The organism is Hoeflea sp., assembly GCF_984452065.1.
In genome coordinates, this window is the sequence record NZ_CFHWAF010000032.1 from 1 (window position 1) to 15,662 (window position 15,662).

Below are 15,662 nucleotides of genomic sequence, written 5' to 3' on the forward strand. Positions count from 1 at the left end.
CGGCTTGCTCGCCATACCGCAGTTCATAGGTCCATTTGACGACATCGCGAACCAGGCTCGTTTGGTCGAACTGCTCCTGGCCATACTGAATGGGCGAGACGCGCACACCCGGCCGGTCATGTTCGGTCAACGGCGTGCGGCCGGATAGCATGACCACGGGGACGTCATCAGAATGAGCGTTGATAAGTCCCATTGCCGCGTTGGCAAGCCCGACATTGACATGCACCATCGCGGCCTGCGCCCGGCCGGTCGCCAAAAAGTAGCCGTGCGCCATCGCAACTGCGACGCTCTCGTGGGCGACCGTGATGGTTTGGGGAATAGCGCTTTCGTCCCGCACCGAAGCCATCGCCTCGATGACCGGGGCAAAATCGCTGCCGGCGTTGGAGAACAGATAATCGACACCGTTCGATTTCAAGGCGCGCAAAAGCGCTTCGGCCGCGAGCATCAGTAGACTTTCTTCACGAACAGGTCGGCATAGTTGAGGGTCGCATTGGAGTGTTCGCGCATGATCGCTTCGGCGCGCTGACCATCGCGTTTTTTCAGGGCGTCGAAGATGATGACATGCTGCGAATGACCGACGGTGAGGCGCATGCGCTCACGCCGCCAACTGGTTTTGTCGAAGGCGAGCGCGCCCAGCCCGGTCAACGGCAGCATGGCGATCCGCTCGAACGTGTGAGCGATCAAGTCGTTGCCGCATTCCCTCATGATGGTCTCGTGGAACAGGCGGTTGGCGGCCTGATAGCCGCCGATGAAGTCGGTCGACTTGTCCTCCGATTCCAGGATCGCTTGCGACATACTGATCGAGTGCAAGAGCTTGTCCTCAACCTCGCAGGACATCCCTTCATGGGCGAGAGTGCGTGCGGCCAGCCCCTCAAGGACTGAACGGACATCAATCGCCTTGGCGACGTCGGCGGTTGTGATCGACCGAATGGTGAAGCCGCGGCCATCACGCTTTTCGATCAGGCCTTCAGCCTCAAGCGCGGCCAGCGCGGTCCGCGCCGGCGTGCGAGACACATCCAGATCGGCGGCAACCGCGACCTCGGAAATCTTGTCGCCCGGCTTGCGTTCGCCATTGAGAATCTGGCGTCTGACGACGGCCAGCACACGCTCCGCGCTGGATGACATTGAGTTCCTCCTCCGCCTTGTCATGCATTATGGATACATAAATCACCAAAATTCGCAATAAAGAAAAAACTTTGCCTGTATCTTGCTATTTATGTATCCATAATGCATGACAAGGCGGAGGAGACATCATGCTTGCGGATAAGCGTAATGTACAACCAGATGCGCGAATCGGTCGCTCTGGCATAGCGGCAGACGCATCACTCGGGAGGTGTTCGTGATGAATGTGATTGCCGATCGATCGACGGTAACAACAGGGCTTTTCATTGACGGCGAACAGCGCGCCGCCAATGGCGGGCGCACCTACGACATCTTCAATCCCGCGCGACCGGACGAGTTGGTCGGCCATGCCGCCAGTGCCAGTGTGTCGGATGTCGATCAGGCCGTGCAAGCGGCTCATGCGGCCTTCCCGACCTGGTCAGCACTCTCCTATGCCGAACGCGCCGGCTATCTGATGAAGATTGCCGATGAGTTGGTCGCAGACGAAGAAGATGTCGCTTGCCGCTCGCGCCTTTTTTGCCGTGAACATGGCAAGATCATCAAGGAAACCCTGCTTGAGATGACGCGGCTCGGCGACCGCTTTCGCCTGTCGGCATCCTATGCCGACAGGCTCGCCGAGGACGAGCGCCTTGCCGGGCCGCCCTTCGATACGATCATCACCCGCCATCCGCGCGGTGTCGCCGCGCTCATCGTTCCCTGGAACTGGCCGCTCTCCATACTTGGGGCAAAGCTGCCGCAGGCACTCGTCGCCGGCAACACGGTCGTTGTCAAGCCGAGCCGGAATTCGGCGTTGGCGCCATCGTTGACTCTTGCAAGGATCGCCGCCTTGCTGCCACCGGGCGTGGTCAATGTCGTCACCGGGTCGGCGTCGGAGATCGGCGATCCGCTGGTGGCGCATCCGTTGGTCGGGTTCGTTAACTTCACAGGCTCCATCGCTGTCGGCCGCCAGATCATGCAAAAGGCTGCGGAAAACATCACGCCGGTGACGCTGGAACTTGGAGGAAACGACCCGGCCATTGTTTGCCGGGACGCCGAACTCGACCGGGGCGCCTTCATGCGGATGTATATGGGCGCGTTCATGTCTTCAGGACAGATATGCATGGCGCTGAAGCGGCTTTATGTGCAGCGGTCGCGTTATGACGAAGTGGTCGATGGCCTGACTGAGACCTGCGATCGCATGATCGTTGGCGACGGTCTGCTGGACGAAACCGATATGGGTCCCCTCAATAACAGCAGGCAGCTTGGCGTCGTAAAAGGCATGATCAGGCAGGCACGCGATGGCGGCGAGGATGTCAGGGAGCTTGGCCAGGTACCGGACGAAGACCTCTACACAAAAGGCTATTTCCAGCGGCCGACGCTGATTTTCGATCCGGATCCAGGTCTTGATATCGTCAGGGAAGAGCAGTTCGGCCCGGCGCTTCCGATTATCCCGTTCGATACCGAGGATGAGGCGGTTGCGATGGCCAATGACAGCCGGTTTGGTTTGTGCTCATCGGTCTGGACGGCGGACAGCGAGCGGGCGATGACGCTCGCCCGTCGCCTGGAGGCCGGATACACCTATCTGAACGCACACGGCCCGGCCGCGCAAGACGGGCGTGGTCCGTTCGGAGGCTTCAAACAGTCCGGCATAGGCCGCAACCTGGGCTACGAAGGCGTCATTCAGTTTCAGGCCTATCATTCGATTTCGGGCCAACCGGGTTGGTTGATCTGAATTTCCATCTAACAGGGAGGAATAACGATGAGGATATCAGCACTGATGGCGGCCGCGGCGCTCTTGACGGCTGCGCCTATGGCATCGGCCAAGGATTTGACTTTCGCCTATTTCATGGGACCGAACCACCCCATGAACGCGGCGGTTTTCCAGCCGTTCGCGGAAAAGCTGGCAGAGGTTTCCAATGGCGAACTCACGGTCACACAGTTTCCCGGCGGCGCACTCAACTCGGTGCCTCCCAAGCAGTACGCGATCCTCCTGGATGGCGTGGCCGACATCGTCTTTACGCTGCCTGGTTATACCGGCGACCTGTTCCCGAAGACCAACGTGATCACTCTGCCGCAGGTTTGCGACAATGCATTGACTTGTACCGAGTCCTTGCTGAGGGCACGCGAAGAACTCGAAACGGAATACCATGCGAAAGTGCTCGCCATTTGGGCCAACGCACCGCCCGTTTTGATTACAAGCGGGACACCGGTGCGGTCGATCGAAGATGTTCAGGGTATGAAGATCCGCGTCACCTCCAAACAGGATGTTGCCTTCGCCGAGGCACTTGGCGCCAGCGCCGTCGCTCAGCCGGTCAACGTCATTAACCAGAACCTCTCAAATGGTGTGATCGACGCGATCGCGATCGATCCATCTGCCATCCGCTCATTCAAGCTGCATGAGCCGGCCAATTACGTGACCACCTATTTCCCCGGTTCCGGCTCGGCGCTCATCCTGCTGATGAACAAGGAACTCTATGAAGGGCTGTCCGACGAGCAACGGGCCTGGGTGGACGAGGCCGCCGACGACAGCCTGTCGATGGCCGGTGGAGAGGCTTATCATCGCGCCGCGGCGGACGGCATCGAAGCGGCCCGTGCGGACGGCGTGGAAATCATCGAACTGACCGACGCCGAAAAAGCGCGTTTCGACGAAGCGGTTGCGCCAGCGCTGGCCGAGGCGATGAAACAGCCCGCCGGCGATAAAACCATCGGCGACATCAAGGCCCTTCTGCAGGGCTCCGATGGCTGAGGCGTCGTCCACCATATTGCAGTCGACCGACAAGCAACTCGGCCGCTTGGCCGGGTTGTTCGCCATCATGGGAGGGGGCGCGCTGGTCGGCCTTATGGGCATCACCGTTGTCGCTGTCTTCGCCCGCTATGTGATGAACGATCCGATTTTCGGCATCGAAGACCTGTCCTCGATGATGCTGACGGTGGTTGTCGCCGCCGCGATAGCCTACGGCGCTTATTACAACGTCCATGTCAGCGTGAATATCATCAAGATGTTCACAGGACGCGGCGTCACCCGCGTCACTGACCTGATTGTGCGGTCTATCGGTCTCGCCATGATAGGTATTGCCGCCTACGCGATGTTCACCAAGGGTACGTGCGGTATGCCATGCGGACAGTTCACCAACAATCTGTCAATTGTGCATACACCGTTTTACTACTTCCTCGGCCTGGCCCTGGCCTTTTACGCCCTGCTTCTTGTCTTCCATGTCGTCGTCGGCTTCGCCCACTGGAATGACGACGATCCCAATGAGGCAATAGACTGATGGACGGCACGACGATTGCGCCCCTGGGCTTTGCGGCCTTGTTCGTGTTGCTGTTTCTGCGGATGCCCGTCGGCACGGCGATGATCGTGGTCGGAGCGGTTGGTATCTATATAATTCGACCCCAGGCCAGCCTGCCGGTCATTGCCGGAGAAATATTCGGCAAAGCATCAAGCTACCCGCTGACAATCCTGCCTCTGTTCATCCTGATGGGCAACCTCGCCGGCGTGTCGGGCATGAGCCGTGATCTCTACGATGCCGCCCACAGTTGGCTGGGGCATCTCAAAGGCGGATTGGCGTCGGCGACCATCGTTGGCTGTGCCGGGTTTTCAGCGCTTTCCGGCTCATCGCTCGCTGCCGCGCTCACCATGGGCCGGGTCAGCCTGCCCGAGATGCAAAGATATAAGTACAATAATGGCCTGGCCACAGGCGCCATCGCGGCGGGCGGAACGCTGGGAATCCTCATACCACCGTCTGCCGGCTTTGTGATTTATGCGATTCTGACGGAAGAATCGATCGGCCGGCTGTTCATGGCCGGTATAATGCCAGGACTGATGCTTACAGGATTGTTCGTCCTGACCGTATGGCTTCTGGTGATGCGCAACCCAAAAATGGCACCGCTGTCGGGATCGACCGCTTCGACCGGCGAGCGGGTCGGCTCGCTGAGGCGGGCGTCGTGGATCATCGGCATCGTGCTGCTCACCATCGGCGGCATCTACACGGGTGTCTTTTCCGCGGTGGAGGCGGCGGGCATCGGCGCTTTCCTGGCGCTTCTCGTCACCATTATCCGTGGCAAGCTGACAATGGCCAATGCGCGTGACGTGATCACCAGCACCTTGAAGTCGACCGGCACGGTGTTTCTGATCCTGTTCGGCGCGTTTGTCTTCAAGACATTTGTCGGCTTCACCGGCGTGACCTTTTCGCTGACGCAGTGGGTGGAGGCGCAAGCGTTCACCGCCGCGCAGGTCGTCATCGCCATCCTTTTCGTCTTCATCATACTCGGTACTTTTCTGGAAGGTTTTGCCATTCTGGTGCTGACCATTCCGCTGGTGCAGCCGATCCTGCAGGCGCTGGGGGTCGATCTCATCTGGTTCGGTGTGCTGATGGTCCTGGTGCTGGAAATGGCGCTGATCTCACCGCCGGTCGGCATCAATGTGTTCGTCGTCAAGGGCATTGCCCCCGACGTTCCACTCAACACGATCTTCCGTGGAATCTGGCCGTTCTGGTTCGCCATGCTGGCGGCCGTCATTCTCGTTTTCATCATCCCGCAAATTGCGCTGTTGCTGCCCGAAACCATGTTCGGGTGACGCGCCCACGAAAGGAAGTCATCATGAAACTGGGGGAAAACATCATCGCAGCCAACGGCCTGTCGCCGTTCTTCAAGGTCGCCAATGCCGACGAGATCGGGCTGGACGCGCCACTGCCGCGGCGCGGTGATGCGGTGCGTACCTTCGTACGGTCGCTCTCCGGTTTTCAGAAAGAGGCGATCGTCACCTCGGCCCGTTCGGGGCTCACCTGGCGCCTAGTGTCAGACGAAGGCGCCTATCTGGCGGGTTATGATGCGGCGCCGTGTCCGTTGGCGTTCCTGACGACCGGTATGGTCGCCAGCTACATGAACGAGATCCTTGCACTCGCCGATCAGCGTGGCGTGACGTTGCGTAATCTCAAACTCACCCAGGACAATTATTACACGATGCAAGGCTCGATGCGTCAGCGCACCATGGAAGGCGGCGCATTGCCCGTGGAACTGGAAGTCGAGGCAGGCTGCGATCTGAAAGACGACGAACTGAACGATCTGTTGATAAATGCAATTCATGCCTCGCCGCTCAACGGTTTGATGCGTGGCAAGCTTCCAAGCCTGTTCACGCTGACGAGGAATGGCCAGCAACTGACGACCGGAGAAGCGCAGGCGCTGGATGGCGCCGTCATTGCCGACCCCCCGGCTGTGTCGCCGCTGCCGGAAGTATCCGAGGTGACGCTCATCGAGCGGCTGGGCGAAACACCCAAAAAGAAAGTGCACAAGGGAACGTCGGCCGATGCCTCGAGCTTGTCCGACCATCAGGACCGTACGCTGAACCCCGCGGCCATCTGCGTGATGCGTGAGGATGGCATCAAGGAGATCGAGCAGCGGCTTTACAGCCCGCACGGAAGCGTTTTCCGTTTCCTGTCTGAAGAAGCGCCAAGCGCCGGCGGCAAGGGGCGGGCACCCGATGCCGTCAGCTTCATCTCCGCCGGGATCGGCTTCTGTTTCATGACCCAGTTCGGCCGTATGGCATCGATGGAAAAACTCGACCTGCCTCACTATTCCATCGTGCAGGATACCCATTTTTCGCTTGGTGGCGCATCCGGCGGCACGGGCAAAGCGGGCGAAGCCGACCCGGTGGAGACCCACGTGCATCTGCAATCCAGTGAGAGCGATGAGGTTGCGCGCGACATGCTCGACGTCTCCGAGAAGACTTGCTTCCTGCACGCTTTCTGCCGAACCGATCTCAAAACCAAACTTCGGGTCACACGAGTTTAGACTATCCGTTTGGCGAGGCTTCCTGGCGGGTTTTCCCGCAGCGATGAGCGTTTCATATTTGGCCCTGAGGCCGAGGTTGAACCAAGCGAGATGAGGTTAGCAAAGGGCGTAAATATGGCATCATCTTGCTTGTCCCAAACTTTTTCCACTCCCTGCACCCAGGCGGATTTTCTTCAAGTTTTATGCGCGTGACCTTGCGCCTATTCTTCCCGAATTGACTTTTCTTCCGGGCTACGATTTGAGCTCACAGACAGGAAGCGCGCAAAGGCCGCCAGCGTCCTTTCGCTGACGTGATGCTCGATCCCCTCAGTGTCAGCCTCGGCCGTTTCCGGGTCCACACCCACCGCGACGAGGAAGTCGCGGACAAGCAGGTGCCTGCGACGGGAGGCTTCGGCAACACTTTGCCCCACGGCCGTGAGGGCGAGCGGCCGGTAGGGTCGGTCCTCTATCAGTCCCTCTGCGATGAGCCGCTGGACATGGTTGGTCACCGTGGCATGGGAGACGCCAAAGCGCTCGGCAAGATGACCCGTGCGAACGGCGGACTGCTCCTGTGCCAACTCGGCGATCATCTCCACGTAGTCCTCCGCGATCTCCCGGCGATGCGCCTCACGCACGAGGCCGAAGTTCCGCGCACGATGCTCCGTCGATAACGGACTTTGTTCGGATGGTGAGGAAAAGCGTCGAGGATTGGTCATGGCCTTCAATATTCCCGAGAACCGCCGACAGAGCAAGATTTAGCTCAAACTAAATTTTTCTTGACGCGGGATTTAGCCAAGGCTAAAACTCAAAATACAAATCACACGGAAAGTCCGGCCGCTGCGACGATGCGGCAAACGACCCATACGAGGCATCGACGCCGGAGGCTGCGATGACCTGGCTGAAGTCGAAACGCGAGAAGGCAGCCTGATACTGGACGAAGATGCAGCGAATGGCGGAAACGGCAACATTACCTTCGAACGACCTGCTCGCTGCGCATGGTCTTCGGGTGACACGCCAGCGTCGCGTGCTCGCCGGGCTGCTATTCGCCGGTGCCGGCCGCCATGTCGATGCCCAAACGCTGAGCACAGAGGCGGTGTGCGCCGGGCATAGGCTTTCACTCGCGACGGTATACAACACGTTGCGGGACTTCGAGCGGGCGGGCCTGATCCGCCGTGTTTCGGTCCCAAGCGAACGTATCTGGTATGACACCGACACCGGCGCCCACCGGTATTTCTACATCGAGGCCGAAAACCGCGTTCTGGACATGCCGGACAGTACCGTGATCGAGCCTCCAGCCGGCTACCGGATCATGCGTATCGACACCGTCGTACATCTGGAAAGGATCGCAAGCGATGAATGAGCGCGCCCTCTTCGACCAGCCAGGTGCCCAGACGGTTGACCAGACCTGGAAAGCCATCACCGAGGCCGCGAACGCGGCATTCGATAAGAACGACCTCAGCAGGGCGGAACGTCTCTACGATCAAGCGCTTGAGGCGGCGTTACGGCGCTTCCGAACAGACCGTGCGGCAGCCTCGATGGCCAACGCGCCACCGATGTTGGTCGCCGCCGGCGCGAACGCGTCCGAATGCCATTCGCGGAGGGGGCAGCTGATGCGCGCAGTGACGACAACGGAAGAAACACTGGCTTCCTTGCGCACTGCCATGCTCGATGCATCCGAACATCCCGCCTTCCGGCAGGCCTGCTTTCACCATCTCAAACCCGCCCTGTTGGAGTATGTCGGGCGGACCAGGGCCGCCGGGGTCGCGGAGGCCACTTTCCAGAAGACGGTGCTGCGGACCCGCGACGCCGCGCTCGCTTTTCTTTCCGAACACCAGACACAACATTAAGGACTGACCCTTCATGCTCTATCGCATTGCCCGAGCCGCCGACCGATTGATCCCCGTCGACACCGTCGATGCCCATTGTGACATCCCTTGCAAGATCTACGATCCGGCCCCGGCGCTGATCGCGGCGTTGTCGGTCGTGCGGATGATCGACATCCTGACCGAGACGACCGAAAAGCCCGACAGCCTCGAACGCACCAACACGCTTGCCCGCTGCATCGCCATCAAGGAGGAGGAAGCGGCCAAGGTGAAAGACGAGGTCCGTGTGATCTGGGGCGACTATTTCAAGGCGCCGCAGATCGAGGCGCAGCCCCATATCCATACGCTCGTGCACGAGATCATGATGACCGCCAGCCAATGTAAGCAGGGTGTCGGCCGCGCCGAGGCAGAAGCGCTCGTTGAGAAGGTCAACCTCTTTGCCGAAGCCTTCTGGGCGACGAAGAATGTGGCCACAGAGCGCCGCGCCGCGCCCTATCCGCCAGGGCTCGACGTGGTGCGGCCGGCGTGACCGGCAGATGAGAGTGCTCCGCCTCCTTGGCCTGCGGCTGGCCCGTGTCCGCGGGCACAGCATGGCGCCGGCGATTCCGGACGGTGCCTATGTGCTGCTGCGGTCCTATGGTGGCAAACGGCACCCGCGACACGGCGACATCTGCGTGTTCCGGACGGTCCACGGCCAGCGGATGATCAAGCGCGTGATCCAAAAAAACGACGGTGGAGACTTTGCAGTACGCGGCGACGGCGGAGGTTCCGCACCGGGCACCGATATAGGGCCTGTTGCGGAGCAAGACATGCCCGGGCGCGTGATCCTCACGCTTCGGCCCCACAGACGGGGACCTTGGTCGCTTGCGCCGAACCGGGTGGCCTCAGAGTAAACCCAACCAGACGGCATAAAATATTAGAGCAAAGGCCGTACAGCCTTCCCGGAAATCGCTGCTGGCTCAGGCGGCCATGGCTTCTTCGATCAGTGTCCGATCGGCACGATATGGCTGGACCAGAAGCCGAACGCCTCCATCGTGGTGGCGCGCGCGTGCAGAACCTGTCCCATAGTGCCTCCTTCCATTCCGGCGAAAAGATCGCACCATCAAATCCTGGGACTGAACAGGAAATCGGCGTAATCCTCCGCCACCGCAGCGCACGCCGCGTCAAACAGCGCCCTGCCCTGTTCCGGGTTCGCCAGTGCCGAGTGGGAGCCCACCCGCCCGTCCGGGAAGCGGGCCCGGTGTTCGTCGGGCGGGCCGTGCCGGTCGCCGGCATGACCCTTGATGTATTGCGGCGTCAGCTTTTCCGGCGGCCCGAGGTCCTGGACCTCGACGACACGGTGGCGGTGCTGGGTCATGGCGATCTCCGAGGGCGTCGCATGCATGCCCTCCCAGTCGCCGTAATAGTCCCGCCGCAGCATGTTGACCGGCTCGAAATCCCACCAGTTCCTGATCCTGATAACAGCGGGTTTCGAACCGGTGACGGCACGCAGCGGCTCCAGATTGGCGCCATGGCCGTTGAGGATGTAGATGTGTCCGAAGCCATGATGAACAAGGGCGTCGAGCACCTCCCCGACCAGCCGGGCGAAGGTCTCGGGCGAAACGGACAGCGTGCCGGGAAAGGACATGTTGAACGGCGCCGGCGTGTAAGCGATGACGGGCGCCACCATGGCGCCGGCGATACTGGCTGCCCCTTCGGCAATCTCCTGCGCACACAGGCTGTCGGTGCCGATCAGGCCGATCGGACCGTGCTGCTCGGTCGAACCGGTCGGCAGGATGACCCCGTCACTGCCGCGCAGATATTGTTCGACCTCGGGCCATGTGCTCAGGTCGAGCCTCATGCCGGCGACCCGGTCACGGATTCGACCCAGGCGGCAAGCGCCGGCCGGTAGGTTTCAAGCTCCTGCGCGATGCTCGGCTCGCGCTGCAGCGCCTTGAAATAGGCAGCAATCCCGTCCGGCAATGCGATGCCGAGATCCATCGGACCGTTCAGCATTTCGACAAACAGCAGCGTGATGGGATAGCCGCAATCGGCCAGGCTGAGGCTTTTGCCGGCGAGCAGCGGCGACGGATCCGCCATGCGATCGAACTGCGCCAGCCGCTCGGCAATGAGCTTTGCCTGCCCGGCGACAACTTCAGCGTCGCGCTTGCCCGGATCGACATGGGCGAAGAGCGAACGCACAGCCGGCTCCAGCCTGGTGTCGTGAAACCGTGAAAGCGCCCTTGCCTGCGCCCGTTCCCGAATGCCCTTCGGCCACAGCGCCGGCTCCGGCGCCAGCTCGTTCAGATATTCGTTGATCGCCTCGGAATCGACCAGCAGGAAACCGTCGTGCTCGATGGCCGGCAGCGTTCCGGACGGAACGATCTCCCTGTAGGCATCGCCGCCGTAACCGCCCGGCGGCGGGACATCCTCGAAGGCCAGCCCCTTGGCCCGCAGCACGATCCGCACCTTGGCGCTGTAGAGGCTGGGTGGAATGGAATAAAGTCTGATCATGACCGCCCGATGCTCTCGTGTGGTGGATTTGAAGTTCCTCTCATTGATTGCAGCGCTCTCAGCAAGGAACTTCAAATCCGTAAACCACACTAGAATCATAATGTTGCTAGTGTCCTGATTGAATCTGAAGTTCGTTCAGAGGATGCAGCCTAATGTGACGAACTTCAGATTCAGGACACTAGTCGGCGGTCCCACATTATGCCTTCTCGCGAACCGCGCGCTAGTTGGAAAGCTGCCACTTCCTGGCAAGTTCGTCGAAGAAGCCGCGCTCCTCCTTGAGTTTGATCCAGGTGTTGACGTAGTTGATCCAGACCTGGTCGGCCTGCGGCATCAGCATGGCGACCGGCGTCGGCGCCTTGGGCGTGGACACCGTGACGACGGCCATCTGCGGGTATTTCGCCACCAGCTTGTAGGCCTCGACATTGGACGTGATATGCGCGTCGGCGCGCCCGGCGAGCACTTCCTGGAAGTCGCGTGCCGGCGCTTCCACGATCTGGTGCCTGGCATCGGGGAAGAACTGCTTGACCTGTTTCTCCTGGGTCGTGCCGAGCGTTGCGGCGACGGTGACTTCAGGCCGGTTCAGATCGTCCCAGTCTTTGAACTTGTCGACATTCTCGGCCAGGACCAGCGGCACCGTCGCGAGGGAGAAATAACTGTCGGAATAACCCGTCGCCTTGGCACGGGCCGGCGAGATCGATGCCGAGCCGGTGATGTGGTACTTGCCGGACACGACACCGTTGACCAGCGTTTTCCAGTCGGTCGGGACGAATTCCACTTCGACACCCAGATCCTTGGCGAGTTCGTTCATGACGTCGATGTCGTAGCCCATATAGCTGTTGGTCGCCGGATCGCGCATCGTCATCGGGTTCCAGTCGCCGGTGGTGCCGACCTTCAGCAGGCCGTCGCTGAGGATTTCCTGCAGTGCCGATTGGGCCTGCGCGGCCGCCGTGCCGGCGACGAGCATGACCGCCACAAGGCATGTCTTCACGAGTCTCATGGGTGTTCTCCCTTTGATGTGTCCCTCAATTATGTGCCTTTCGCGGTGTTCGGGAACAGCGCAAAAATTGCAATCTAATAAATTTGTTGCACGACAATAAACTCAATGATACTCAACAGAGTCAACAAAAATAACGCAAAACACGATCCCCGATTGGGCCTTTCCGGCCCGCTTCGCGGATAAGGGGAACGCAGCGCGGCACGCCGGCCGCCATAATGGCCGCATGGACCGCCCATGAGGGAGAAGGCCGTCGTGACGCAAGTTGACGATGCAGCCGCAGCCGCTCCGATCATCGAGATGAGCGGCGTGTGCAAATGGTTCGGGGAATTCCAGGCCCTCAAGGGCATCAATCTCAGCGTTGCCAGCAGCGAGAAGATGGTCGTCTGCGGCCCGTCCGGCTCCGGCAAATCGACCATGATCCGCTGCATCAACAGGCTGGAAACCCATCAGCGGGGACGAATCGTCGTCGACGGCACGGAACTCACCGACGATGCGCGCGACATCGGCGCCGTGCGCGGCGAGGTCGGCATGGTGTTCCAGCAGTTCAACCTGTTTCCGCATCTGACAGCCATCGAGAACCTGATGCTGGGCCCCGTCCGGGCGCGCAAGATGTCCCGCAACGAGGCGCGCGAGCGGGCCGAGTTCTATCTGGAGCGCGTCCATATTCCGGAACAGGCGGACAAATATCCCGGCCAGTTGTCCGGCGGCCAGCAGCAGCGTGTGGCCATCGCCCGGTCGCTGTGCATGGAGCCGCGCATCATGCTCTTCGACGAGCCGACATCGGCGCTCGATCCTGAAATGATATCGGAGGTGCTCGATGTGATGACCGAGCTCGCCGACAGCGGCATGACCATGATCTGCGTTACCCACGAGATGGGCTTCGCCAAACGCGTCGCCGATACCATGGTGTTCATGGACGCCGGCGAGATCGTCGAGACCGCCGATCCCGAGACATTCTTCGGCAGCCCGCGCAGCGACCGCTGCAAGCGGTTCCTGCAGCAGATCCTGGGCCATTGACCGGTGCCTGCAAACGAAAAGAAAGGGACAGGGCTATGGCCTTCGTGAAGCCCCGCGCGGCCAGAATTGCAGCGATTTGCGCGCTCGCGCTGCTTGTCACCGGATGCTCGGCCAATTGGGGCTGGTACGTGGTCTCGCCAACGACCGAGACGGGAATGTCCAATCTCCTGTTCCTGCTCGGCGGCCTGAAATACACGCTGCTCCTGTCCTTCACGGCCATTCTGATTTCCATCGTGCTCGGGCTGCTCGTCGCGCTTCCCGGCCTTTCCAGCAACCGCTACCTGAAGCTGTTCAACCGCACCTATGTGGAGTTCATCCGCGCCATACCGATCCTGGTGATGATCCTGTGGGTCTATTACGGCCTGCCGCAGCTCGGCAACATCCAGATCGGCGTCTTCTGGGCCGGCGTCATTGCACTTGCGCTGTCCGACAGCGCGTTCCAGGCGGAGATCTTCCGCGGCGGCATCCAGTCGATCCACCGCGGACAATACGAGGCCGCGCAATCGATCTCGCTCAACTATGTCGACACCATGCGCTTCGTCATCCTGCCGCAGGCGATCAAGCGCATCCTTCCGGCCCTCGGCAACCAGCTCGTCTATATGCTCAAGATGTCCTCGCTCGTCTCCGTCATCGGCATGCAGGAGCTGACGCGGCGCGCCAACGAACTTGTCGTCATCGAGTACCGTTCGCTGGAGATCTACACGATCCTGGTGCTGGAATATCTGGTGTTGATTCTCATCGTGTCCGCCGGCGTTCGCTGGCTGGAGCGCCGCATGCGGGCCGATGAGCGTGGCTGAAGCAAACCAAAAGACCGGGAGAAAACCATGTCGGCCTGGATAAGGATGATCGATGAAGAGGAAGCCGGGGACGACCTTATGGACGCCCTGAGGCTGGCGCGCACGCCGCACGGCACGGTCGACAACGTCATGCGGGTGCATTCGCTGCGCCCCGGCACCATGCGCGGCCATGTGATCCTCTACCGGGCGGCGCTGCATGACGACAGCAACACGTTGGCCCCCTGGCTTCAGGAGACCGTTTCGTCCTACGTCTCGCTGCTCAATGGCTGCGCCTATTCCTTCGCCAATCACTGGGCCAATGCCCGCCATCTGATCGCTGACGATGAACGCGCCGATGCGATCGAAAAGGCGCTACGCGCGGACCGGCCGGGCGACGCGCTCGGCGCCGCCGAACTGGCGCTTCTGGCCTATGCGCGCAAGCTCACGCTCGAACCGGGTGCGATGGTCGAGGACGATGTCCGGCAATTGCGGACGGCCGGATTTGACGACGGACAGATCCTCGAAGCCAATCAGATCATCGGCTATTTCAACTACGTCAATCGCAGCCTCAACGGCCTCGGCGTCACCACCGAGGGCGATGTCGTCGGCTACTACGCGGAAAATTCGACGGCCTGATATTGCATGAGAATAAATTTATTGCGTATAGTGCATCGAACGAAATGATGGAGGAATGCGCATGTCCGATCCGGCACCAGAATACATCGAACGCGAACTGATCCCGGTCATCGATATCGGCCCGTTGCGTGACGGTTCCGACCCGGCCGGCGTCGCCCGGCAACTGCACCGCGCCAGCCGCGAGGTCGGCTTTATCTACGTTTCCAACCACGGCATCCCGGAAGAGACCATCGAGGCCGCCCGGTCCACGGCCATGCAATTTTTTCGACAGCCGGCCGAGGAGAAAAACCGGGTCGCGGTCAGCGGCGCCCATCGCGGTTTCCTGTCCGTCGGCGGCGCCAAAATGCAGGACGATGCGAAGGCCGACCTGAAGGAAAGCTTCATTTGGGGCTATGAGGATTCGCACGGCGTGACGCCGGACGACCACAGCCTGCGCGGCGCCAATCGCTGGCCCGATTTCATGCCGCAGACGCAGACGGTCTCCATGGACTACTTCAACAGGGTCCACGAGGTGGCGCACCACCTCATGCGCGGCTTCGCGCTCGGGCTCGACCTGCCGGTCGATACGTTCCTGAAGACCAATGACGCACCGCTCAGCCGTGCCTCCTTTGTCTATTATCCGCCGCAGGAGAATGGAAATTCCGGCCAGTTCGGCGTCGGGCCGCACACCGATTTCGGGGTCCTGACGGTGCTGTGCCAGGATTCCGTCGGCGGCCTTCAGGTCGAGACGCTGGACGGCGAATGGATCGCCGCTCCGCCGATCCCCGGCACGCTCGTCGTGAATGTCGGGGACCTTCTGGCCCGCTGGACCAACGGCGAATACCGCTCGACCCCCCACCGCGTCATCAACACATCCGGCAAGGAACGCCTTTCGCTTGTTCTTGCCTATGACCCGGAGCCGCAGACCATGATCGATCCGCGCGACATCTTCGGGCCGGACTGCGCCATGAAGGAAGAGCCGATCTCCTGCGGCGATTATCTGCAGTGGCGGTTTGCAAAGGCCTTTTCCTATCGCGGCGACGATGGCAAATAGGTCGCGGATGAAAGGCA

At 60.8% G+C, this 15,662-nt stretch carries 19 protein-coding genes; 13 read left to right on the top strand and 6 right to left on the bottom strand.

What is annotated here, in order from left to right; genetic code table 11:
* A partial coding sequence (locus AC5E6N_RS08350) for a thiamine pyrophosphate-binding protein (RefSeq protein ID WP_491747392.1) occupies nucleotides 1-445 on the bottom strand: 445 nt, incomplete at its 3' end.
* Nucleotides 445-1,125 (bottom strand): GntR family transcriptional regulator, encoded by a 681-nt coding sequence (locus AC5E6N_RS08355; RefSeq protein ID WP_491747393.1) that lies wholly within the window; start codon nucleotides 1,123-1,125, stop codon nucleotides 445-447. The genes AC5E6N_RS08355 and AC5E6N_RS08350, both read right to left, overlap by 1 nt.
* A gap of 217 nt (nucleotides 1,126-1,342) precedes the next feature.
* On the opposite strand from AC5E6N_RS08355, the gene AC5E6N_RS08360 reads away from it, so the two are divergent.
* From AC5E6N_RS08360 to AC5E6N_RS08380, 5 genes are read left to right on the top strand one after another with little or no spacing between them, the layout of a single operon-like run.
* On the top strand, nucleotides 1,343-2,833 hold the full coding sequence (locus tag AC5E6N_RS08360; protein ID WP_491747427.1) for an aldehyde dehydrogenase family protein: 1,491 nt from the start codon (nucleotides 1,343-1,345) through the stop codon (nucleotides 2,831-2,833).
* 45 nt (nucleotides 2,834-2,878) lie between these two features.
* Nucleotides 2,879-3,847, top strand: coding sequence for a TRAP transporter substrate-binding protein (locus tag AC5E6N_RS08365; RefSeq protein ID WP_491747394.1), 969 nt, complete (start codon nucleotides 2,879-2,881; stop codon nucleotides 3,845-3,847).
* A complete protein-coding gene (locus AC5E6N_RS08370) occupies nucleotides 3,840-4,373 on the top strand; it encodes a TRAP transporter small permease (RefSeq protein ID WP_491747395.1) in 534 nt (177 codons plus the stop codon). The genes AC5E6N_RS08365 and AC5E6N_RS08370 overlap by 8 nt, the downstream gene beginning before the upstream one ends.
* Entirely contained in the window at nucleotides 4,373-5,677 is a 1,305-nt protein-coding gene (locus AC5E6N_RS08375; protein WP_491747396.1) for a TRAP transporter large permease, read from the top strand. Before AC5E6N_RS08370 ends, AC5E6N_RS08375 begins: the two co-directional genes overlap by 1 nt.
* Before the next feature lie 23 nt (nucleotides 5,678-5,700).
* A complete protein-coding gene (locus AC5E6N_RS08380; protein WP_491747397.1) occupies nucleotides 5,701-6,891 on the top strand; it encodes an OsmC family protein in 1,191 nt (396 codons plus the stop codon).
* Nucleotides 6,892-7,091: 200 nt separating this feature from the next.
* On the opposite strand, the gene mntR is transcribed toward AC5E6N_RS08380, so the two are convergent.
* Entirely contained in the window at nucleotides 7,092-7,586 is a 495-nt protein-coding gene (gene mntR / locus AC5E6N_RS08385) for a manganese-binding transcriptional regulator MntR (RefSeq protein WP_491747398.1), read from the bottom strand.
* A 233-nt stretch (nucleotides 7,587-7,819) separates the two neighbouring features.
* Here mntR and AC5E6N_RS08390 point away from each other — a divergent pair, with 233 nt between their 5' ends.
* Genes AC5E6N_RS08390 through AC5E6N_RS08405 form a run of 4 tightly spaced genes read left to right on the top strand, consistent with a single transcriptional unit; the run spans nucleotide 7,820 to nucleotide 9,586 of the window.
* Nucleotides 7,820-8,230, top strand: coding sequence for a Fur family transcriptional regulator (locus AC5E6N_RS08390; protein ID WP_491747399.1), 411 nt, complete (start codon nucleotides 7,820-7,822; stop codon nucleotides 8,228-8,230).
* On the top strand, nucleotides 8,223-8,717 hold the full coding sequence (locus tag AC5E6N_RS08395; RefSeq protein ID WP_491747400.1) for a DUF2753 family protein: 495 nt from the start codon (nucleotides 8,223-8,225) through the stop codon (nucleotides 8,715-8,717). The genes AC5E6N_RS08390 and AC5E6N_RS08395 overlap by 8 nt, the downstream gene beginning before the upstream one ends.
* Nucleotides 8,718-8,730: 13 nt before the next feature.
* Nucleotides 8,731-9,222 (top strand): superoxide dismutase, Ni, encoded by a 492-nt coding sequence (gene sodN / locus AC5E6N_RS08400; protein ID WP_491747401.1) that lies wholly within the window; start codon nucleotides 8,731-8,733, stop codon nucleotides 9,220-9,222.
* 7 nt (nucleotides 9,223-9,229) lie between these two features.
* Nucleotides 9,230-9,586, top strand: coding sequence for a S24/S26 family peptidase (locus AC5E6N_RS08405; protein ID WP_491747402.1), 357 nt, complete (start codon nucleotides 9,230-9,232; stop codon nucleotides 9,584-9,586).
* 209 nt (nucleotides 9,587-9,795) lie between these two features.
* On the opposite strand, the gene AC5E6N_RS08410 is transcribed toward AC5E6N_RS08405, so the two are convergent.
* The 3 genes from AC5E6N_RS08410 to AC5E6N_RS08420 form a co-directional block, all read right to left on the bottom strand.
* The gene (locus AC5E6N_RS08410; RefSeq protein WP_491747403.1) at nucleotides 9,796-10,533 is read right to left on the bottom strand and encodes a creatininase family protein; all 738 of its coding nucleotides are present in this window, start codon (nucleotides 10,531-10,533) and stop codon (nucleotides 9,796-9,798) included.
* On the bottom strand, nucleotides 10,530-11,186 hold the full coding sequence (locus AC5E6N_RS08415; RefSeq protein WP_491747404.1) for a glutathione S-transferase family protein: 657 nt from the start codon (nucleotides 11,184-11,186) through the stop codon (nucleotides 10,530-10,532). Before AC5E6N_RS08415 ends, AC5E6N_RS08410 begins: the two co-directional genes overlap by 4 nt.
* A 220-nt stretch (nucleotides 11,187-11,406) precedes the next feature.
* Nucleotides 11,407-12,183: a transporter substrate-binding domain-containing protein gene (locus AC5E6N_RS08420; protein ID WP_491747405.1), complete on the bottom strand. Its 777-nt coding sequence runs from the start codon at nucleotides 12,181-12,183 to the stop codon at nucleotides 11,407-11,409.
* Between the two features lie 234 nt (nucleotides 12,184-12,417).
* Between AC5E6N_RS08420 and AC5E6N_RS08425 the strand changes: the two genes are divergently transcribed.
* The 4 genes from AC5E6N_RS08425 to AC5E6N_RS08440 all read left to right on the top strand — a co-directional run bounded on the left by AC5E6N_RS08425 (nucleotide 12,418) and on the right by AC5E6N_RS08440 (nucleotide 15,645).
* Nucleotides 12,418-13,200: an amino acid ABC transporter ATP-binding protein gene (locus tag AC5E6N_RS08425; RefSeq protein ID WP_491747406.1), complete on the top strand. Its 783-nt coding sequence runs from the start codon at nucleotides 12,418-12,420 to the stop codon at nucleotides 13,198-13,200.
* 35 nt (nucleotides 13,201-13,235) lie between these two features.
* A complete protein-coding gene (locus tag AC5E6N_RS08430) occupies nucleotides 13,236-13,997 on the top strand; it encodes an amino acid ABC transporter permease (protein ID WP_491691151.1) in 762 nt (253 codons plus the stop codon).
* 27 nt (nucleotides 13,998-14,024) lie between these two features.
* Nucleotides 14,025-14,612, top strand: a complete 588-nt coding sequence (locus AC5E6N_RS08435; protein ID WP_491747407.1) for a peroxidase-related enzyme — start codon at nucleotides 14,025-14,027, stop codon at nucleotides 14,610-14,612.
* 61 nt (nucleotides 14,613-14,673) lie between these two features.
* The gene (locus AC5E6N_RS08440) at nucleotides 14,674-15,645 is read left to right on the top strand and encodes an isopenicillin N synthase family dioxygenase (RefSeq protein WP_491747408.1); all 972 of its coding nucleotides are present in this window, start codon (nucleotides 14,674-14,676) and stop codon (nucleotides 15,643-15,645) included.
* Nucleotides 15,646-15,662: the final 17 nt, after the last annotated feature.